The 20,478-nt window shown below is 61.3% G+C and carries 17 protein-coding genes and 1 pseudogene; 6 read left to right on the forward strand and 12 right to left on the reverse strand.

What is annotated here, in order from left to right; all coding sequences use genetic code 11:
- Positions 1–12: 12 nt before the first annotated feature.
- The 10 genes from AU175_RS01130 to AU175_RS01175 all read right to left on the reverse strand — a co-directional run bounded on the left by AU175_RS01130 (position 13) and on the right by AU175_RS01175 (position 10,355).
- A complete protein-coding gene (locus AU175_RS01130) occupies positions 13–1,140 on the reverse strand; it encodes a M24 family metallopeptidase (protein WP_066285230.1) in 1,128 nt (375 codons plus the stop codon).
- Complete coding sequence (locus AU175_RS01135) at positions 1,133–2,068, reverse strand: polysaccharide deacetylase family protein (RefSeq protein WP_066285231.1); 936 nt, start codon at positions 2,066–2,068, stop codon at positions 1,133–1,135. The genes AU175_RS01130 and AU175_RS01135 overlap by 8 nt, the downstream gene beginning before the upstream one ends.
- Complete coding sequence (locus AU175_RS01140; protein ID WP_066285232.1) at positions 2,068–2,853, reverse strand: SDR family NAD(P)-dependent oxidoreductase; 786 nt, start codon at positions 2,851–2,853, stop codon at positions 2,068–2,070. The genes AU175_RS01135 and AU175_RS01140 overlap by 1 nt, the downstream gene beginning before the upstream one ends.
- Before the next feature lie 78 nt (positions 2,854–2,931).
- On the reverse strand, positions 2,932–3,888 hold the full coding sequence (locus AU175_RS01145) for a nucleoside hydrolase (protein WP_066285233.1): 957 nt from the start codon (positions 3,886–3,888) through the stop codon (positions 2,932–2,934).
- Positions 3,889–3,923: 35 nt separating this feature from the next.
- Positions 3,924–4,853, reverse strand: a complete 930-nt coding sequence (locus tag AU175_RS01150; protein WP_082978938.1) for a carbohydrate ABC transporter permease — start codon at positions 4,851–4,853, stop codon at positions 3,924–3,926.
- A 1-nt stretch (position 4,854) separates the two neighbouring features.
- A complete protein-coding gene (locus tag AU175_RS01155; RefSeq protein ID WP_082978939.1) occupies positions 4,855–5,775 on the reverse strand; it encodes a carbohydrate ABC transporter permease in 921 nt (306 codons plus the stop codon).
- A gap of 11 nt (positions 5,776–5,786) precedes the next feature.
- On the reverse strand, positions 5,787–6,947 hold the full coding sequence (locus AU175_RS01160) for an extracellular solute-binding protein (protein WP_066285234.1): 1,161 nt from the start codon (positions 6,945–6,947) through the stop codon (positions 5,787–5,789).
- A gap of 264 nt (positions 6,948–7,211) precedes the next feature.
- Positions 7,212–8,168 carry a nucleoside hydrolase gene (locus tag AU175_RS01165; protein WP_066285235.1) on the reverse strand — a complete coding sequence of 319 codons (957 nt, stop codon included), beginning with the start codon at positions 8,166–8,168 and terminating at the stop codon, positions 7,212–7,214.
- Entirely contained in the window at positions 8,165–9,643 is a 1,479-nt protein-coding gene (locus tag AU175_RS01170) for an amidohydrolase family protein (RefSeq protein ID WP_066285236.1), read from the reverse strand. Before AU175_RS01170 ends, AU175_RS01165 begins: the two co-directional genes overlap by 4 nt.
- Complete coding sequence (locus AU175_RS01175) at positions 9,636–10,355, reverse strand: FadR/GntR family transcriptional regulator (RefSeq protein ID WP_082978941.1); 720 nt, start codon at positions 10,353–10,355, stop codon at positions 9,636–9,638. The genes AU175_RS01170 and AU175_RS01175 overlap by 8 nt, the downstream gene beginning before the upstream one ends.
- Positions 10,356–10,443: 88 nt before the next feature.
- On the opposite strand from AU175_RS01175, the gene AU175_RS01180 reads away from it, so the two are divergent.
- Positions 10,444–11,397 (forward strand): NAD(P)-dependent oxidoreductase, encoded by a 954-nt coding sequence (locus tag AU175_RS01180; protein WP_066285238.1) that lies wholly within the window; start codon positions 10,444–10,446, stop codon positions 11,395–11,397.
- 238 nt (positions 11,398–11,635) lie between these two features.
- Positions 11,636–11,911, forward strand: a pseudogene (locus tag AU175_RS01185) (aldehyde dehydrogenase family protein); the annotation flags it as partial.
- Positions 11,912–12,029: 118 nt separating this feature from the next.
- Here AU175_RS01185 and AU175_RS01190 read toward each other — a convergent pair.
- Positions 12,030–12,941: a LysR substrate-binding domain-containing protein gene (locus tag AU175_RS01190; protein ID WP_066285240.1), complete on the reverse strand. Its 912-nt coding sequence runs from the start codon at positions 12,939–12,941 to the stop codon at positions 12,030–12,032.
- Positions 12,942–13,061: 120 nt separating this feature from the next.
- Between AU175_RS01190 and AU175_RS01195 the strand changes: the two genes are divergently transcribed.
- Genes AU175_RS01195 through AU175_RS01210 form a run of 4 tightly spaced genes read left to right on the forward strand, consistent with a single transcriptional unit; the run spans position 13,062 to position 17,402 of the window.
- Positions 13,062–14,375, forward strand: a complete 1,314-nt coding sequence (locus tag AU175_RS01195) for a cytochrome P450 (protein ID WP_082978942.1) — start codon at positions 13,062–13,064, stop codon at positions 14,373–14,375.
- Positions 14,376–14,409: 34 nt separating this feature from the next.
- Entirely contained in the window at positions 14,410–14,733 is a 324-nt protein-coding gene (locus tag AU175_RS01200) for a 2Fe-2S iron-sulfur cluster-binding protein (RefSeq protein WP_066285241.1), read from the forward strand.
- Positions 14,734–14,736: 3 nt separating this feature from the next.
- Positions 14,737–15,975, forward strand: coding sequence for an NAD(P)/FAD-dependent oxidoreductase (locus AU175_RS01205; protein ID WP_066285242.1), 1,239 nt, complete (start codon positions 14,737–14,739; stop codon positions 15,973–15,975).
- Between the two features lie 44 nt (positions 15,976–16,019).
- Entirely contained in the window at positions 16,020–17,402 is a 1,383-nt protein-coding gene (locus tag AU175_RS01210; RefSeq protein ID WP_066285243.1) for an MFS transporter, read from the forward strand.
- Between the two features lie 1,125 nt (positions 17,403–18,527).
- Here AU175_RS01210 and AU175_RS01220 read toward each other — a convergent pair.
- Positions 18,528–20,471: a primary-amine oxidase gene (locus tag AU175_RS01220; protein ID WP_066285245.1), complete on the reverse strand. Its 1,944-nt coding sequence runs from the start codon at positions 20,469–20,471 to the stop codon at positions 18,528–18,530.
- Positions 20,472–20,478 lie beyond the last annotated feature (7 nt).

Consider the following 20,478-nt stretch of genomic DNA (forward strand, 5'->3'; position numbering starts at 1 on the left):
TTCCTTCTGGTTCTAGAATGCCCGGACCCGGGGGATTTGATGCAAGGTGGAAGGGTAGGTGGAAAGGGCGGTTCCTCCCTGGGGGGTGATGAGGAACGTGTTGGCCACGCCTGCCGCGTCTCCGCTGGCGGGGTCAATCAGGCTGGGGTGCAGTGCCACGGCTTCGCCCTCCAGCATTTTGGTTTGTATTCCGGGGGCCACCGCTACGGGTATTTCATCGATGCCGGTACTGTGCCCGAAACCGATGGTGGACTGCCCCGCTAAGGCCATATGTTCAGCGACTGCCGCGAACGGCTGTTCCGGGTGGAGGTGAGTGGCAGCACGGGCCAGCGCATCAATGGTCCTGTGCCCGAGGCGAAGCCGTTGGTCAGAAACGTGGCCGATGGCGAAGGCGGCGCCAAGCTCCACCCAGTGTCCATCTGCCCCGGCGGTTTCCACGAAGACTGTGACTATGTCCCCCTCGAGGATCTTCCGTTCCCGGGGCGCCTGGCCACTGAAGTCATTGCATGAGACGTGGACGATCTCGAAAAGACTGCCTCTTGCCCGCAGCTGCTGTGCTATGGCTCCGGCGACTTCCCTCTCTGTAAGTTCCGTATGCAGAGCCTCTTCGCCGGCGCCGATGGCGCGTTCGGCAACTTGCATTGCCTGCCGCAGCTGCATTGCCTTGACCTGGTCGCTGCTCCTGCGCAGCTGCTCCATGGTTCCGCTCCCGTCCACAACACGGGTGTGTTGCCCGAGGGCTTGACGGATACCGTGATCGTCCCCTGTGGAAAGCCCATTGCTGCCCGGACCTGCCAAACCAATTGGCCCCTCGCCGACGGCACACGCTATTTCCGTCCACAGTCCTGCCCGTGTCGGGACGCTGGCGGTCCGTATCTGTATTCCCGCAGCCAGGAAACCGCTTTGCCTTACGGCTTGTGCCTCCAGTGCCGTCGCGGCGATCAGCTCGGGTGCTTTGCCTCGCCGTATGACCGCAAAAACTCCCTTATTGCTGGGCACGTGTCCGGTCAGGTAGACGATGTTCCCGAACTGGGAAACAGCTCCTGCACCATGGAGCACCAGGGAGTCGATGCCCTGCTTCTCTTGGGCGTCCCACACTTCCTCCCAACGTCGCAGGTAGTCGGGGCGGGATTCATTCACCGGACTGCCGCATGGAGTCCACAATGGGGAAGTTGTGATGGTTCTCGAGCCACCACTCGGCGATGTCCGTCCGGCGTGCGAACCAGACGCCGCCCCGTTTCTGGGCGTAGGTAATGAAGTCGCGCAGGGCGGATGTGCGCGCAGCCTGCCCGGCCAGCCTCGGATGCAGGCCGACTGACATCATTTTCGGCAGCCCCTTCTCCCCTTCCAGCCACAGTTCGTCAAAGGCCCGCCGGAGGTAATCGAAGAACTCAGCAGGGTTCTTTGACCCCTGCGAGTCGTTGTAGGTCTGCGAGTACGGAACAACGAGGTGCCTTTGTCCTTTGACTTCTGTGAAGTAGGGCAGGTCGTCGTTGTAGGCGTCGCAGTCGAAGGAAAACCCGCCTTCTTCAACAACGAGGTCCCGGGTATTTACCGAGGGACCATAACGGCAGTACCAGCCGGTGGGACGACTGCCCCAGGTACGTTCGAAGGATTCCACTGCCTTGCGGATGTGTTCACGTTCTTCGTCACGTGTAAGTCTCCAGTGTTCTTCCCACCGCCAGCCGTGCGAGACAAGGTCATGGCCTGCGGTGCTGGCATACGATGCTACGGCCGGGTTCTTTTCAAAAGCCACGGCGCACCCGAAAAAGGTTGTCCGGACCTGTAACTCGTCGAACAGTCGCAGGAGCCGCCAGACCCCTGCCCTGCTCCCGTACTCATACATGGACTCTTGGGCGAGATCCCGGACATGGGCTGGAAACCGGTAACCCGAGTCGCCCAGGACATCGTTCTCGCCGTCGCCGGCGGCATAGGAGTACTCGGAACCTTCCTCATAATTTACGACAATGTTGACCGCGATGTTCGCGTTATCGGGCCAGGTTACCTTCGGCAGTTGTGGCCCGTAGCCGACAAGGTCCCGGAAGGGCCCGGTGAGTGTCGTCGTCATCAGTAGGCCATCCATCCGCCGTCGACAAGGAGGTTGTGGCCCGAGATGTAGCTGCAGTCATCCGATGCGAGGAACAAAGCGGCGCCGGCCACGTCTTCGGCCCTTCCGAGGCGAGGGAACGGCGTGCGGGATCGCGAGTATTCGAGTACGGGGTCGGTCATGTCGACTTCCCCGGGGTGGGTTCCGGTGATGATTCGTCCGGGGGCGATGCCGTTGACGATAATTCCGTGCTGGGCGTAGTCAACGGCGAGCTGCCGTGTCATCTGGATCATTCCGCCTTTGCTGACGGAGTAGGCGAAAAAGTCTGGGGCTCCGACGAGGCCGTGTTGCGAGGCGACGTTGATTACGCGGCCGCGGACTTCCCCGATGGGGTCCTGTGCAATCATCTGCCTGATGCCGCGTTTGCAGCTGAGAAACTGTCCCCGGAGGTTCACGTCCATGAGCCGGTCCCAGTCTTCCTCGCTGGTGTCGAGCACCGAGGAGGAGAACACGAGCCCTGCGTTGTTGACCAGGATGTCCACGCGTCCGAAGTCTTCAACGGCGCGGGTCACCAGCCGGTCGATGTCGTCGGCCTTTGAAACGTCGGTCTGCTGGAATACCGCCGTCCCGTTTTCGGCCATGATCAGGTCGGCTGTGGGCAGCTCGTCGGTGCCGTTCCAAACGGGTTCTTCGCGTATGTCGCTGACTACTACCTTCGCCCCTTCACGGGCAAAGCGGAGCGCTATGGCCCGGCCGATACCGGATGAAGCTCCGGTGACGATTGCTGTGCGACCTGCAAGGCGCATGTTTCATGCCTTTCTCTGAGGAGCAAGATAGTGCCGTCCCGGCGTGCAGAGGCGCAGGCCGGGACGGACAGCGGAGGATCAGCTAGCGCTGACTTGTTTGATGGCATCGATGATGAGGTCCCAGAAAGCGTCGAAGTCCAAAGTGGTGGCCGCGAGGTTGTTGAAGGGCAGGCCGTAGGCGCCGAGGAAGTCGGTGACGGTTTCGCCGTAGGTCCATTTACCCTGGGTTTCGACGGCGATGAACGCCTCCATCGCCTGCACGACGGATGGGTTGATCACTCGCGCCACGGCGCAGGCGTCGTGGATCGGCGGGTAGGGCATCTTCCACACGGAATCGTAGTTCGCGCCGAAGAAATCGAGCCATTCGACGACTACCTGTGAAATGGGTGTTCCGATCGCCCGGATCCGTTCCTTCACCTCGGGGGTGGCAACTGCCTGGTGGGTGAGGTCCAGTCCCACCATCGTTACCTGCCACTGTGCGGCGAAAACCGCCGCTGCGGCTTCCGGATCGGCGAGGATGTTGAACTCGGCCGCGGGCGTGGCGTTCCCCTGGGTGTAGGCCCCGCCCATCAGGACGACTTCCTTTACGCGGTCCACTATTTTCGGCTCCAGCCGCATGGCCAGGGCGATGTTGGTGAGCGGTCCGGTGGGGACCAGTGTGTACTCGTCCTGCTCCCCTGCCATAACGAGGTCCACGATGAGCTGTGCGGCATGGCGGGGGTCGAGCTCCATCACGGGTTCCGGCAGCGCCGGACCGTCCAGCCCAGAGACACCGTGGACCGATCCGGCGATCACTTCGCCGTCGGTGATCTGTTCACGCACCAGGGGGAATTCCGCGCCGGCGGCGATCGGGATGTTGATCGCTCCGACGAGCGTGGCAACACGCTGTGCGTTGTAGGTTGTCTTTGCCAGGACCTGGTTGCCGGCGACAGAAGTGATGGCGGCCAGTTCAATATCAGGATTTCCCTGCGCGAGCAGGATGGCTATCGCGTCATCGTGTCCGGGGTCAACGTCGAGAATGATCTTCTTAGGCACTTAATTACTCTCCTTAGGAGTTTGTTGGATCGGCTTTACTTCAGTCCGGATCGGGCGAGCCCGGGGATGAAGAGCCGTTGAAGGAAGATGAACAGAATTAGCAGGGGGATGGTGGCCACGGAGGCGCCCGCGAATGTCAGGCCCCAGTTTGGCAGCGCCCCGGGGGATACTGACTGCGCGACGGCGACCTGCACAAGTGTGTTTTCCGTGCTCTGGATGGCCACGAGGGGCCAGAGGAATGCGTTCCACGAGAACAGGAAAATCATCAGTACAAACGTCACGAGGTCGACCCGGACCACGGGGAGAATGACTGACCAGAAAATCCGGAAGTGGCCCGCGCCGTCGAGTTTGGCAGCTTCGTCCAGTTCCAGAGGAACCGCTTCGAATGACTGACGGAGCAGGAACAACCCGAACGCGCTTGCGATCCAGGGAACACCCACGGCAATGAGGGTGTCCTGCAGGCTCATTGCGGAAATCAGCTGATACAGCGGAACGACGAGCGCTTCAGCGGGAAGCATGAACGTGGCAAGTATGACGGCGAACACTGCGTTGCGGCCCTTGAAGGCGATTCTGGTCAGCGCATAGGCTGCCAGCGTGCACAGGATGAGTGAGGCCACCACTTGGAATGCCGCGACCAGGAACGAGTTCAGCAGGGCGCGTCCGACGCCCCGGTCAACGAACAGCTCTTCGAGGTTTTCGAAGGTCACAGCAAGTGGAACGAACGTCTTCCAACTGAGCGGGCTAATGTCCGCGAAGATGCTCGATTGGCTCTTCAGGCCTGAAACGAACATCCATTCGTACGGCAGGACGAAGGCCATCAGAATTGCAATGACGACGACCGTTGTCCAGATCCGCTGCCATAGCCGGGTGGGCACGCGGCTCCGGCCGGTCTTGTCGCCGTTTCCGCCGGCACCGCCCCCGGCTCCGGCGTCGTCCGACACGCGTTGCGATGTCAGCTGTGTCATCTCAGTAGTCCCATCGGGTTCGGAGAAGTCTCATTTGAACGAGGCTGATAGTGATGGCTCCGACCAACAGCAGAACCGACAGTGCAGAAGCGAAGCCCGGGTCCTGCAGGGTGAAAGCCTGTTTGTAGATCTCGTAAACGAGCAGGTTGGTGGTGCCCCCCGGGGCGCCTTTGGTCATGACGTAGGCCGGAGTGAATGACTGAAGCGCAAAGACCGTCATGATGACCACGACCATGACGGTCGTCCTGGACAGGAGCGGGATCACGATCAGAAATGTCCGCTTCAGCCCCCCTGCACCGTCGAGGACCGATGCCTCCATTACGTCACCGGGAATGGACTGAAGTCCGCCGAGGTAGAGGATGGCGGCCATGCCAACTTGCTGCCAGACACTCATGATGATGATCGACGGCAAAGCCAAAGCCTGGTCGGTTAGGAACGAGGCGGTACCAAACCCCAGAGAATTCAGGACGGCGTTGACGAGTCCTTCGTTGGCCAGCAGGAAATTCCACAGGGTTGCGACCACAACCGATGATGTGATGACCGGGAGGAACACTGCTGTCCGAAGGATTCCCCTGCCTGGAAGGGGTTGATTAAGATACGTGGCCAGGAGGAAGCCCAGCGGGATGATCAGGACGACCATTCCTACCGCGAAGATCAGCGTGACCCCTATGGTTTGAAGAGCCCCTGGATCGCTGAAGATCCGGGCGAAGTTCTCCAACCCCACGAACGTCTGCAGGTCGGGGTTGATAAGCGTGTAACTGAGAAGGCTGTTCTTGATAAGGAGTACAACCGGGACGTATTGGAATACTGCGAGGATGATGAGGAACGGGGCCAGGAAGCCGGCCGCGACGAGTAATTCTCGCCGCGACCGCTTCCTTCCAGTTCCACGGACGAGCCTCGTCCTCGTCGTCGTGGATGACATGGACGGTCTCCTTACCGGGACATCAGCGGCGACAGCTTGGTCACTGCCTGGTCGAGTTCGTCCTTGGGGTCGCCACCGTAGGCGATGTTCTTCAGCGCGTTCTCCACGATCTGGCTGTACTGGGAGAAGTGCGTAGTGGGCGGCCGCGGCTGGCCCCACTTCTCCAGCTCACTGTAGAACAGACTCAGCGGGGGCTCTTGGAATTCCGGCAGTTCCTTGTAAACGCTGTTCAGCGTGGGAAGGCGGCCGTTCTTCTGGTTATATTCCTTGGCTGCGGCACCCGTGCTCACGGCAACCACGAACTCCGCCGCCGCGTCTGCCTGCTTCGATTTCGCCGACGCCGCAACAGTGATCGCACCCGTATGAACAATGGGGGTCTTGATGTAGGGCATCGGTGCCACACCCCAGTCGAAGGACACCTGGGCGTCCTTCAAAGGCTGGACCTGCCCCGCGTGGAACATGTCAAAACACGCCTTGCCGTCCAAAAATGCATTCGGCCGCCCCGTCTTCGAAGTGACTGCTTTATCGCCGTTATACAGTGACTGATAGAAGCCCGCCGCTTCAACCGCTTCGGGCGTGTTCAACCAGCCGTCAACCTCTTTACCATCAGGAGAGATCGCGTAGAAGGTCTTGTACGCTGACGAATCACTTGGCGCCTTAGGGTCGCCGGCACTGCGAAGATACAACAGGTCGCTATAAACCGGCCCCGGAGTCCCCGAACCCAGCTGCGTCGGCGCGAGCCCGTAAATTGTTGGGTTGCCAGGGGTCCCCTGTTGGCACTTCAGCATGGCATCGCGGGCCTGCTCCCACGTCCAGGCCGTATCCAGGGTCGTGGGGACCGTGATGCCGGCCTGGTCAGTCAGGGTCTTGTTGTAGTACAGGCCCAAGGCGTCCTGCTGAACGCCCATGGTGTAAACCTTGCCCTCGTAGCTGCCCTCTGTGAGCGTGGCTGGAAGGACGTCGTCCTTCCACCCCTCAGGCAGGTAGTCATCGAGGGGAAGCAGTACGCCTTTGGAAGCGTAGTTCGCGGTCTCCGGCAGGTCATATCCGTAGATGTCCGGTGCGTTAGCCGAGGAGCTGAGAACACTGACCTTGTCGGCGTACTGGCCGAAAGGCACATCGGTGACGTCGAAGGTGACGCACCCGTTGGTCTTGGTCGTGTAGTCGGCCATCTGGGCGTCCGTTGGCACGTTGGTCGTGGACCGCAGAACCTTAAGCTTGGCTGACCCGTCAGGGCAGTTGGCGCTGGTCTCCGGGGCACTCGGTGAACACGCAACTACGGATGAGGCCAGAGCGCCAATCGCAAGTGTTGTAAGGATCAGACGGCTTCTCCGCCGTCGTGATGTAAAGTTGTTGTACATAAGTGACTCCTTCATTACTGGCGTGGGAGGGTGTTCGTTTCCTAGGCATTCACCCTCCGCGTTAGGACTAGCTGCCTATCTCCCTTCGCTCATGGCCTCGAAAAGAAGCTTGTTGAACAGGTCCGCGCCCGCGCCCAATGCCACAAATGCATTGGGCTTTTTGCGGGAGCGTGAGGCGACATCGACAAATGTTTTGCCGAAAGCCAGCGGGCTGACCGTGTCGACGGCGACGTGGTAGGCCGCCAGGTCGACCACGGCCGGGTCTAAGAGGTACGCGATGCAGAGAGCATCATGCACGGGAGCCGAATCCGGTTCATTCTGAGGCTGGGTTTCGTTATAGCCATGGATTCGCTGCTCGACGATGTCTGCAGCCACACGAGCGGCCGGAGTGCCAATGGCACGCAGGGCGGCGGTGTGACGCAAGGACATGTTGGCTTTATGGGTCGCATCGAGGGGCACCAGCACGAGACGTTCGAAGCCTGCCTGCAGGACGACGTCTGCTGCGACCGGGTCATGCCAGATGTTTGCTTCGGCTGAAACCGTGACGTTACCCAACGCGTGCCCACCGCCCATGATGACGACCTCGTCGATCGCCTGAACGATCCGGGGGTCCAGAGTGATGGCTGCTGCGATGTTCGTCAATGGTGCTACTGGCACCAAGGTGATCTGCTCCGTGGTTGCCCGCAGAGTTTCCACCAGCCATTCCACTGCCGGCTGCTGAGATGCCAGTCGGAGGGTGGCCGGCGCTGGGAAGTCACGAGGATGAATAACTTCCCGCTCGCTGTCAACGTGATCCTCGAAGAGGAACGGGATGGGTGCGTAGGGCTTACCGAGTCCCCGGTACACCGGAATGTCCTGACGACCGATCAGGTCGAGAGTCCGCAGTGTGTTCTCTGTCGTGGTGTCAACGTCGTGGTTACCCCACACGGTGGTGCAGGCGATCAAATCCAGTGGCCGGGACTGGGCCGCCAACATGATCGCGATTGCGTCGTCGGTTCCCGTGTCGACGTCGAGAATCACTTTTCGGGTCATGCCAGGAGCTCCTCTTTGTTGGATCCGGTGATCATGGTTTGTGTTCCGCCGATCGCGGGTGCCGCCAGGAGCGGGACGGCGTCGAGCTGGGCTTTTGAGAAGATGTGCCGTCCAACGGGTCCCGGATCGTGGAACCCGTCGTCGTCAATAACGACGCGTCCTGCGCTGATCACCGCAGTGGGCCAGCCGGTGAACTCCGTGCCCTCGTACGGCGAATAGTCAGAGTTCATATGGTGCGTCTTTGCGCTGATTACCTTCGTTATCGTGGGGTCGAAAATGACCACGTCGGCATCCGCGCCAGGGCCTATCCAGCCCTTGGACCTGAGGCCATTGAGGACTGCGGGATTTGTTGAAGACATCGCCACGAAGTGTTCAACACTCATTCCACCGCGGATGACGAGCGTGTCAAAGGACACCGTCATTCGGTGTTCGACACCCGGGAGACCGTTGGGCATGGAGGTCACGTCGTGGGAGTATTTTTCTTTCTGTGCGCTGGAGTAGCAGCAGTGATCGGATCCAAGGGTGTGGACCATGCCCCTGATCGTCCGGTCCCTCAGTCCATTCATGGCGGCAGCGGAGCGGATTGGCGGGCAGCAAACGAAAAGTTCGGGTCGCCCGCTTTCATAGACGCTGTCGTCCAAAGTGATGTAGTGCGGGCAGGTTTCTGAGTAGGCGCGGATGCCCTTGGACCTGGCATCTGCAACCAAATCCACAACATCGGGCGTCGTCTGGTGTACGAAGTAGACAGCCGCTCCAGTGTTTGCCGCGATCCCCAGGGCGCGGGAGACAGCAGCTGCTTCAGCTGCTTCGGGCCGCGTCAGCCCGTGGTGCCGGGAGTCGCCCCGCCCATGCTCGCGCTCGTAGTTTTGCGCCTGCTCGACCAGGTGATTCTCCTCGGCGTGAATAATTGCTACGCCACCGAGACCGGCAAGGACTTCCATGACTTTTTCGATGGTGTCGAATCCGGCCATCACCCCGTCACGATATGTTGTGAACATCTTGACCGTGAGGACTCCGAGTTCAGCTAAGGACAGGAGTTGATCGCGTGTGGTGTTGTCCCAGGCGACAACACCACCGTGCAGGGCCAGGTCTGTGCGCGTATCCTGCGCAGCCTTGCGCTTCTCGTACACAGCCTGCAGCGGGCTTTGGCCGGGTTCCGGAATGGCGAAATCAATGATGGTGGTGGTACCGCCCCACAGAGCTGCAATGCTTGCCTGACCGTGGCTGTCCAGCATGGAGAATTCACCGAGCACCTGCCCGACGTGGCAGTGCGGATCGACCCCGCCGGGCAGAACCAGCTGGCCTGTCGCGTCGATTTGTCGCTTATGAGGGGGCAACGGCGCGTCCACGTCGAGGATCCCTGCGATGCGCCCGTCTTGGATCAAGACGGTGCCCTCAGAGGATCCGGTGGCGTTGACGACAAGGCCGCCGGTAACAACAAGGTCATAGGGCGTAGGGATTGTTTGGTCAGGCACGAGTGCCGCCTCCGTTCATGAAAATGGCACGGTCCAGATGCCCAAGATGGTTTCGCATCGCTTCGGCCGCGGATAGTGGATCGCCGCCGCGGACTGCCTTGAGGACGGCACGGTGCTCGTCGACTTGCACCTGCCGAGACGCCGGGTCCGGCAATCCTTGTTGATTGACGAGGACCCACAGTGGATGCGATTCGATGTTCACCAGCTGCTCGATAATCCCCGACAGGATTGAGTTGCCGCACCCAGGTGCCAGATCCGAGTGGAACTGAAGCCCCAAGGCGACAAATTCGGCAACCCCTGTGGAGTCCTCCACAAGTTCGGCCTGGCGATCCAGATACCGCTCCAACTTGGAAATCCGCTCAGACGTAATCCTGGTGGCCGCCAAGCTGGCTGCTACAGGCTCAATCGACAGGCGGGTCTCAATCAACTCCCGCGGAGGGACGTCAAGGGGGGAACCTTCGGTCCCGCCGACCTTCGCAGCGCGCCGTACGAAAGTCCCGTCACCATGGCGAACCTCAATTGCCCCCACAAGCTCCAAGGCCAGGAACGCTTCCCGCGCGGTAGGCCGGGAAACCTGATACTTAGCGGCGATATCGGTATGGGCGGGTAGCCGCTCTCCTGCTGCGAACTCGCCATTGGTAATGGCCATCAACAGGTCCTGGGCGACATTCAAATAGCGGCGCTGCCGACCTGACTCATCTGATGTGTGCATAGTCACAAGATATACGTCTTACGAGTAAGATGCAAGAGGTAAGACTTCTAGGCAAAGGCCCTAGGACCAAAAGAACAGGTGGGATGCAATGAAGGTTCTGATTCCGTCAACGGTCAGTTCAGAGTCGTTTACAGGTGAAAGGGTGGACGACTTCATCGTCTATGACGTACACGCCCCAATACCGGAAGAGCATAGGGATGCCGAGGTTCTGGTGGCGTGGCAGAACCCTCCGGCACAACTGGCAGCCGCGGCAAAACACCTCACGCGCCTGCGCCTGGTGCAAGCCCTGGCCTCGGGGACGGACGCTGTCACCGCAGCCGGCTTTCCTGAGCCGGTACAGGTATGTTCGGGCCGTTCCCTTCATGATGGGCCGGTAGCCGAGCACACCCTTACGCTCGTGCTCGCCTGTATCCGGAGGCTCGACCGGCTCCACCTGGCTCAGCAATCCAGTACGTGGGACAACGAGTACGTTCATGAGCAGGCAAGTCCGAGTACTGCCCGCGACTACACACTCGCTGGCGCAGGTGTCCTCATCTGGGGATTTGGTTCCATCGCCGCGAAGCTAGCTCCCCTTCTCACATCTCTGGGCGCAAAGGTCACGGGTGTGGCAAGCACCGCGGGTAACCGCTCAGGCTATCCCGTCGTGACAGAAGATACTGCCCGGGAAATGCTGGCAAGTACAAACGTGCTCATTTCCCTTGTGCCCGCTACCGCGCGAACCGACAAGCTGTTCAACAACAGTGTGTTCGCCACCATGCCGCGAGGCTCCGTTTTCATCAACGCAGGACGTGGTTCAACGGTCGACGAAGCAGATCTTAGATCCGCCCTCGAAAAGAAACAGCTAAGGGTTGCGGCCATCGACGTCGCGCAAAGCGAACCACTGCCCTCCACCTCACCACTATGGACAACAGAAAACCTCATCATCACACCGCACGTTGCCGGAAACAGGCCACAAGGAGCGGCAGCGCTGATCAGTAGGAACCTAGAAGCACTTCACACCGGCAACATGCTGGAAAACCTCACCTCAAAAAGTGTCTCCTGACTACGCGAGCTAAGCGCCCGCCCGCCCAGTTCCCGGGCGGTGCCCCCGCAAAGGGGACGGGCTGCAGGCGGGCTGGCGCAAGGACCAACCCCTTGGTCTACTGGCACCCCCGGGCGTGTCAATGTTGGGCGTATTCGCCTCCAGGAGGGCCCGTCGCTGGGGCGATGAAGGGCATGCCACCCCGTCTGCTTCCTGCCTCCAAACAACGCCGGGTCAAGTCAGCCAATAGGACTGCCCGCCGGCCTTGCCCATCATCCGATACAGCACCATCGACCAGGCAGTCGCCATGGCCAACGGCCTCGATGTCGGGTTAGGAGCCTCAGTCTGGTCATCCGATCCGGAAGCTGCCCGCGAAGTGGCGGCAAGGATCCAGGCCGGGACGGTATGGATCAATAAACACGGAGCCGTCGACCCGCGGGTTCCCTTCGGCGGCGCCAGGCAGTCAGGCTACGGCCTCGAATTCGGCGTCGAAGGCCTCAAAGCCCTCGGCGTACCCCAAATCATCAACGGCTGAACTCACGACAGTCTTCCGGCCTCGAGCATGGAAGCCTCCAAAGTACAGCTCCGTTAGTTTCCCGCAAAGCGGCCGCGACAAGCTCTCGTTATCTGGCAGGACACCCCCATGCGGCAGATCAACCCTTGGCTGGCTTGCCGTATAGCTGCGCGGCGAGTGTCATCATCGCCCCAACGCTTCGGGACGGCCGGATGGCTGCGGGCCAGATGATAGATACGGGCACGTTACGCACTGTGGGCTCGATGGGCCGGACCGCGAGTGGGCGGCCCTCGTAGGATTGGTTGGATGCGGGCTGCTGGATAAGGATCGCGTAGCCCATGCCGCGCCCCACCAGCGATCTGGTGACCTCGTAGTCCAAAGTCCTGAACCTGATGTTCGGCTCTATACCCGCACTGGAAAACATCATCATCGTGTTTTCCCGGCTGGGATTGACGTCCAGCAGGATCATCGGTTCATCAGCTACGTCCGCCAGTCCCAGCGCCGGGTGCGCGGCAAGTGGGTGGTCGGCGGCTATGACGATCGCTGGCACGGCATCGAAGAGTCTTTGGCTCACCAGCCCGTTGGGCAGTGACAGGTCGTAGGCGATAGCCAGGTCCAGGGTTCCAGATGCCAGGCCGCTCTGCACCTCGGACTGAGGACCAACGAAGAAGTCGAGTTCGACGAATGGATACAGTCGGCTGTAGTCGTCAATGAGTGCGGCCAGGACCGTAGGCGCCAGGGTCCTGTAGCAGCCCAATGTCAGGGACCCACGCAACTCCGCTCCCGCATCCGCGGCATGAAGTTCCAGATCTGAAGCCGCGTTGAGCAGCCCCTTGGCCCGGTCCAAGACGTACCGCCCGGCGGCAGTAAGTGCCACGCCGTGGGCCTTGCGCCGTATGGTCAGTTGCGCTCCAAAAGCATGTTCCAAGGCGTTGACTGCTCCAGCGACCGCAGACTGCGACACAAGCAAGGCGTCCGCTGCAGCCGACATGCTTCCGTGCTCGGCAACAGCAATGAAGATCTCAAGCTGTCGCAACGTGTAGCGTGCCATGTTTCGCCTCCCTCCTCATTAAAACCGTGGATATAGCCCAGATAGTTGTACTTTACCGGGGATATGTTCTAACCCACACTGAGTACAGGCAAAGTCGCGCAACACTTAAGGAGACCAAAGATGATCGTCCAGGGAACCCCGCAAGCCCCAGGCTGCCCGTTCACGGGGGCGCTGCCGGAAGACGCAGCGGAGCGGAACGCACTACTATCCTCGGTTCCAGCGGACCACGGCGTCGTCGCAGACTCCTCAGCTGCTGCGGCCGCCGTTGAGGCCCCGGTGGCTGACTGGGTGACCATACCGGACCTGTACCGCGACCCGTTCCCTATGTACCGGCGCATGCGTGAAGAAGCTCCGGTGCACTGGGTGCCGGCAGTGAACCGCTACATGGTCACCAGCTACGCTGCCTGCCACACCATCGAACAGGACGCGGACACGTTCTCCGCCAACGAATCCGGTTCACTGATGAAGCGGGCCATGGGCCACTCGATGCTGCGCAAAGACGACCCGGAACACAAAATCGATCGGGACTCCTACGGCAGCACGCTGCGCCCCGGAACGATCAAGAATCACTGGGCATCAATCTTCGAAAAGAACAACACCAAATACCTGGAAGAGCTCGCCGCCAAGGGCCCGGGCGCTGATTTCGTCTGGGATTATGCCGCACCCTACGCGGCAGAAAACCTCAGGCTGATCTGTGGCTTCCACAACTCCACCCAGGAGGACTTCCAGCACTGGAGCCAGACGATGATCGATGGCACCGGCAACTACGCCGACGACCCCTCCGTATGGGCCAAGAGCGAAGCATCTTCCAAAGAAGTAGACGCGGCCATTGATGACATGATCCCGTACCTGCGCAAGAACCCCGATCCATCGCTGCTATCCGGGCTGGCCTCAATGCCTATTCCACTTGAGTCCATCAGGGCCAACCTCAAGATGACCATCGGCGGCGGCCTCAACGAGCCCCGCGACGTGCTGGCCACAACGGTCTGGGCCCTCCTGGCAAACCCGGACCAACTGGCCGACGTGCTGGCAAACCCGAAATTGTTCTCCGTCGCCTTCGAAGAGTCCGTCCGCTGGGTCGCGCCCATTGGGATGTACCCGCGCCAGACGACCCGCGAAACAGTCCTCGAGGGTGTGCGCCTCCCCGCCGGAGCACGCCTGGGCGTCGTGCTCGGCGCCGCAAACCGCGATCCTGCCGTGTTCACCGACCCGGAGACGTTCAACATCCATCGGCCTAAGAAGCCGCACCTTGGCTTCGGTGGCGGCGCACACTTCTGCGCCGGGACCTGGGTCGCCCGCGCCCAGGTGGCCCAAGTGGCGATGCCCGCGCTCTTCGACAGGCTGCCCAGTCTGCGGCTGGACCCTGACAACCCCTCTATCGACGCCGGCTGGGTATTCCGCGGACTGACCAAAATGCCAGTCCTCTGGAACTGAAACCAGCCCCATCCAAGCACTCCAAGGAAGAATCATGCCAACCATCACCTTCGTACAGCCCACCGGAAAATCCGACACCGTCTCTGTGGAGGAAAAGACATCTCTCATGCGCGCCGCAGTCGCCAACGGCGTTGAAGGAATCGTCGGCGAATGCGGCGGCCAAGCCATGTGCGCCACCTGCCATGTGTATGTGCGCCCCGAGTTCGAGGACGCTCTGCCCGAGCTCAGCGAGGACGAAGACGAAATGCTCGACTGCACCACGGCAGAGCGGACAAGCCAGTCCCGCCTTGGATGCCAGGTGAGCGTCGGTGTACACCTCGACGCGATCATCGTCGACGTCCCCACGGACCAGGTCTAAACCATGGGGGTAATCATCATCGGAGGCGGCCAGGCCGGCATTCAAGCGGCTGACTCCCTCCGCTCCGGCGGATATACCGGCAGCATCACCATCCTCGCCGAGGAAGAGGGCCTGCCATATCAGCGCCCGCCACTGTCCAAGGACTACCTGGCTCCGGCCGGCCGCCCTGCGGCCCTGCCACTCCGGCCAGCAACCTTCTACACCGACAACGACATTGACCTGCGCACCGGTGTCTCCGCAAGGGACATCGACCGGGACAACAAGACCGTCACCATCTCAGACGGGACTGCGATTCCCTATGACCACCTTGTCCTGGCCACTGGTTCCCGCAACCGCAAACTGACCTGCCCCGGAGCGGAAACGACAGGCATTCACAGCCTGAAGACTCTGCAGGACGCGGAAGAACTCCACGCGGCCCTCGCCCAAGCCCGGGACGTCATCGTGATTGGAGCAGGATTTATTGGCCTGGAATTCGCCGCAGCCGCAAGAGCCCACGGATGCTCCGTGACAGTGCTGGAATTTGCCCCCCGACCCATGGCCCGGGCCCTGACGCCTGTTATGAGCGAATGGTTTACGGACGCGCACCGACGGAACGGTATCGAGCTTCGTCTAGATGAGGGGATCAGCCATTTTGACGCTGGCCCTGATGGCCGGGTCTGTGCCGCCCACTCAACCACAAATCGGCGTTACCCGGCTGATCTCATTGTCGTCGGAGTAGGTGTCATGCCCAACGACGAGATTGCCGCCAGGGCCGGACTCGAAACAAACAACGGCATCGTCGTAGACCAGTCCCTGAGGACTTCAGACCCCCGAATTCTCGCCATTGGCGACTGCGCGAACTACCCGAACCCCCATACCCGGACCAGAACCCGGCTCGAGTCGGTCCAGAACGCTGCGGCGCACGGGCGGCACGCAGCACAGGTCGTCCTTGGCGCAACGGACCACTACGAAGAAACACCCTGGTTCTGGTCAACACAAGGCACACTGCGCCTGCAGATGGCAGGAATGTCCAGAGCCGATGACTCAGCCACACTCATCGGAGACCCCGCTGCAGCAAAATTCTCGGTCCTCTGCCACCGGGAGGGCCAACTCGTAGCAGTCGAATCCGTAAATGCCGCAGCAGACCATATGGCCGCCCGGAAACTTCTATCCGCAGGCCTGGGACCATCACCCGAAGAAGCCCAAGCCCCAGGCTTCAGCCTAAAAGCACATACACAGCAGGCACTGCTAAACCCCGCCTAGCGCTCTGCCCCTAAACGCCGCCTTGACCCAACGCAGGAGAAACCATGCCCAATGCATCAACCGACGCCACGGCGAAAAAGACGCAACGCCGCGTCGCCTTCGCCACCATCGTCGGAACCACCATCGAGTGGTACGACTTCTTCATCTACGCCACCGCCGCAGGACTCGTCTTTGCCCAAGTCTTCTTTGCCCCCGCGGGTGAGTCGATCGGGCTTCTGCTGGCATTCGCATCCGTGGGGATAAGCTTCCTCTTCCGGCCGCTCGGAGCCTTCCTCGCCGGACACTTTGGCGACCGCATCGGCCGACGGCCAATGCTGGTCCTAACACTCATCCTGATGGGAGCCGCCACCACACTCATCGGAATCCTGCCAACTTACGAAACTGCAGGAATCCTGGCCCCCGTCATGTTGCTGCTGCTCAGGATCCTCCAAGGCATCTCAGCAGGCGGCGAATGGGGAGGCGCAGTCCTCATGGCCGTCGAGCACGCCCCAAGGGACCACCGCGGCCGCGCCGGAGCCTTCCCCCAACTCGGAGTACCGCTGGGCATGCTCCTGGCCTCCGGAGTCACAGCCGTTATGACCGGATGGGTCTCCCCCGGAACAGCCTTCATCGAATGGGGCTGGCGCGTGCCCTTCCTGCTCAGCATCGTGCTGATCGGCGTCGGATACATGGTCCGGCGCGCAGTCGACGAATCCCCCGTGTTCCAGGAAATCGCCACCAAAAAGCAACAGACGAAAGTCCCGGCCGCCGAACTGTTCCGCAAACACTGGCTGCTGGTCCTACTCGCCGCACTCGTCTTCGCGGGAAACAACGCAGCCGGCTACATGGCCACCGGAGGATTCATCCCCAGCTACGCCACAAGCCAGGTAGGCCTGGACCGCACCGACGTACTCCTTGCCATCACCTTCGCCGCCGCCATGTGGTTCCTCTTCACGCTTCTGTCCGGCTACCTCGCGGACAAAATCGGGCGCAAACGGACCTACCTAATCGGCTTCGCCTCCCAGACACTCATGGTCTTCCCACTGTTCTGGCTCATCGACAGCGGGTCGCTGCCCCTGCTCTACCTCTCCCTTGGCCTGTTCACCATCGGGCTCGGACTCAGCTACGGACCCCAGGCAGCCTGGTACAGCGAAATCTTCCCGGCCTCAGTTCGCTTTTCCGGCGTTTCTATCTCCTACGCCATCGGCGCCATCCTAGGCGGGGCGTTCGCACCGACCATCGCCCAGGCACTCATACAGTCCACCGGGAGCAGCGCCTCAGTTTCCCTTTATCTGCTCGGCATGACCCTACTATCTGTAATCGCCGTCCTAATCCTGCGGGACCGGCCAGGTATCGACCTCTCCATCAACAACCAAGCCGAACAGGAAGTCGGAGCCACAATCTTCGATAAGCGCAGAGAACCAGCCTACGAAAAAGCGACCGTCTAGCAGGACTACGAACAGAAAGGCCCTGCGGGCTCTTGTCATCCTCACGAGAGCCCGCAGGGTCCAGCTGTTTGTGATGTCCCAAGGGACCAAAGCGCGCGCCCGGCGCCGGCAGCATGCTCACGTACGCCCGGCGCAGCCAACTCGAAGAGTTCCGAGAAAACGCACTCGTGTGGTCCTATCCGCAGCCGGTTACCAAGAGGGGCGGCCAATCCCCCAGAACCAGTAGGGCCTCAGGCCGTCTCTTTGCTGATCCCAGCTTTAGCGTTCCCAGTGGGGCTTGACTGTGGAGAGTGTCAGCCTAGTACTTCGGTGATAGAAGGGCCCGATACTGAGTACGCTCCGAGCGGCGCCATGGACCCATGCATGGTAAGCGGAGCCGGCTGTTAGTGCCGTCCATCCGTACTTTCGGTGATCCAACCGTCACAATGGGGCCCAGAAATCCCTTCTCTCGAGGCGAACCAGACGTAAGTGTGGACAGTAATGATGAAACCCCCTTTCTGACAGATTCTGAGCAGCAAAATGGCGAGTGCCGCGCTCCCCAACCCGGGAGCGCTGCAGGCGCCGATCTGCAGCAAAGATCCTCCAAAAGCAGATCAAACGCCGCCCCCGCCTCATGTGAAGAAACGCCGGTTATGGGCAGCGGGATGTTATAGCGTGGTGGTCGCTGTTCAGTGAAGGGGATGATGTGCTGCGCGTTCATTAGCTCGCAACCGGGCTATCAGCGTGGAAGCAAGCAGCGCCGTCATTAGCTCCAGGCCGATGACGGCCAACAGATTCCCGACCCCGTCAGCCACCGACTCGAGATCCCCGGAGGTGTCGTGATGCGCGTGGCCTCGCGCTGTACCGCCCATCAGAAGCAGCCCATGGAGGGCAACCATGAAAAGCCCGCAGCCCATTACACGTTGGAGCGCGGCCACTTGGCTTTCACGCCAAATATGGACGGCGCAAGGCATACAGACAGCCGCCAGGACCATCATTAACGCACCCAACCAAGCGCCGTGCTGATTCTGGAGGGCAAGCCACAGGTGAACGCCACTGGAAGCTGCAACAACGCCCGCGCACAGTCGGGCATGGAGAACAGGCCCGCCGGTTCCAGCCCGTCCTGTCAATAACATGGCGGAAGCCTTAGCTGTGGCAATGGCTGCCGGAGACACTGTCCTCACGGCAGCCACTAACCGAGGTTGAACCTGCGACAGGAGGCACGTCCAGGACCGGGCTGCGGTCGAAGAAGCCCTCAGGCCGCAGCTTGAAGCCCACGGTGTCCACCGGCATGATGGGCCAGTCCTCAAGGCGCGGGAAGTGGGTGAGGCCGAAGGTGTGCCAGACCACGATGTCCTGGCCGTCGATGTCCCGGTCCTGAGCTACGTATTCGGGCAGGCCTGCTCCGCCGGAGTGCTGGTTGACGAAGTCGCCGGTGGGGTATAGCTCGTTTTCCGCGTAGCGCGTGACCCAGAGGTCCTTCGTGGCGAAGGCGGCACGGGCGGCGATGGAGGATCCGGGGTCGGCCAGCAGCGTGGGCTGGTTTTGGGCGTGGAGCTTGTAGCCGACGGGCTCGCCGAGCCGGTTGCGGGATTCGGGGTTGGAGATGATCCAGGTCCGGCCCCTCCGGGCGTCGGCCTCACGGACCCCGTCGGATTCGCGGGTGAGTACCGTGCGCTTGCGGGAGAAGGCGTTGCCGCGCTCGTTGCCCGGACCCATGGGCTGGCGGACGACGTCTTCCTCTTCGACCCTGTTGGTGAACCCGTCAATGGCCATGTCCAGGCGGGCGCTGAAGAGGTGCTGGTGGTAGGGGGCGCCCAAACCGGGGGCGAGCTGGGAGATGTTGTCCGAGCCGCCTTCGGGGAAGGCAGAGGTGAAGACGACGCCGGTGGCCTTGGCTTCGAATTCGATGGTGCCGTCCAGGTAGAGGTACCAGTAGAAGCCGTAGTCGTAGTTGCCGATGGCGGTGAAGAAGGAGATCACCAGGCGGCGGTTGCGGCGGGTGTAGTTGATGCCGGACCACAGGTCGGAGTGCTTGGCCAGGATGCCCCAGTCCTCCTCATGCATGCAGATGCCGTTCCGGATCTCCCTCGGGTTGCCGAAGGCGTCCGAGACCACTGGGCTCAGGTAGGTGATCTCGCCCAGGCAGTCGCAGCCGAGCTCCAGGGAGTTGGCGTACTGGCCCACCAGGTACTCGCCGGTGTCGAAGTAGTTCTGCCAGGACCGGACGGGCGAGGGGTCCCCGTACGGGACCACCATCTCGGCGATGGAGGCACGGTTGATGATGGGCCGCAGCCGGTCCCCGTCCCGGAAGGCGAGGTTGTGCAGGACAACCCCTTCGCGGACATCAAACCCGACGTCCACGCTCCACTTCTCCCACTCCACGTGATTGCCGCCGGTGACAGTGAAGCTTGGCCCCTCCGGCTGGGTGATGCTGATGGGCTTCTGTGTGGTCCGCAGCGGCCCGGTCAGTTCCGGATCGGTGTAGTTGCCGTGCTCGGCCGGGATCGGCATGGGACCGAGGTCCAGCACCTGGGTGACTTCCTTGTTGACCACGTCCACATAGGCCACGAGCCCGTCCACCGGATGCGCCCAGGCGCTGTCCTCCGGAAATTCCTGGACGAATGCCAGACCACGCAGGATGCGGCGCCCCTTTTCTTCGGCGTACTCGAATACGCCAGCCGAAAGCGGCGCAACCCGTACTCTGGCGACGTCCAGGTCACGTGCGGCGAGGGCGGCGAGCCAACGCTCGTCCGTGGAAAGAAGAATCTCCACCAGCTCAAACTCTTCCTCAAGCACCGGCAGTTCGCCGGTGACTGTGGTGTCCAGTTCAGTGACGGAGAGGACGTGCCCGCGTGTCAGGGACACAACGGCGTCCACGGGCGCCGCGCCGGAGACGTCATGGATGAAGACCCGAAACCGGCGGTCCTGTCCCTCCTGGCCGCGTGAAGGATCCAAAAGCCCAAGATAGGCAATCCGCTTCTCTGGGCCAAGAAGGCCGCTTGAACCCAGCAGGGACTGGACCGCAGTGATTTCGTCGGGGCTGGCCAACGGGTGGACAGAAGCTGCCTGCAGCACGGGAGTAATCATGGGTCCT

Source organism: Arthrobacter sp. B6 (assembly GCF_001663775.1).
In the GTDB taxonomy this organism is placed as follows: domain Bacteria; phylum Actinomycetota; class Actinomycetes; order Actinomycetales; family Micrococcaceae; genus Arthrobacter.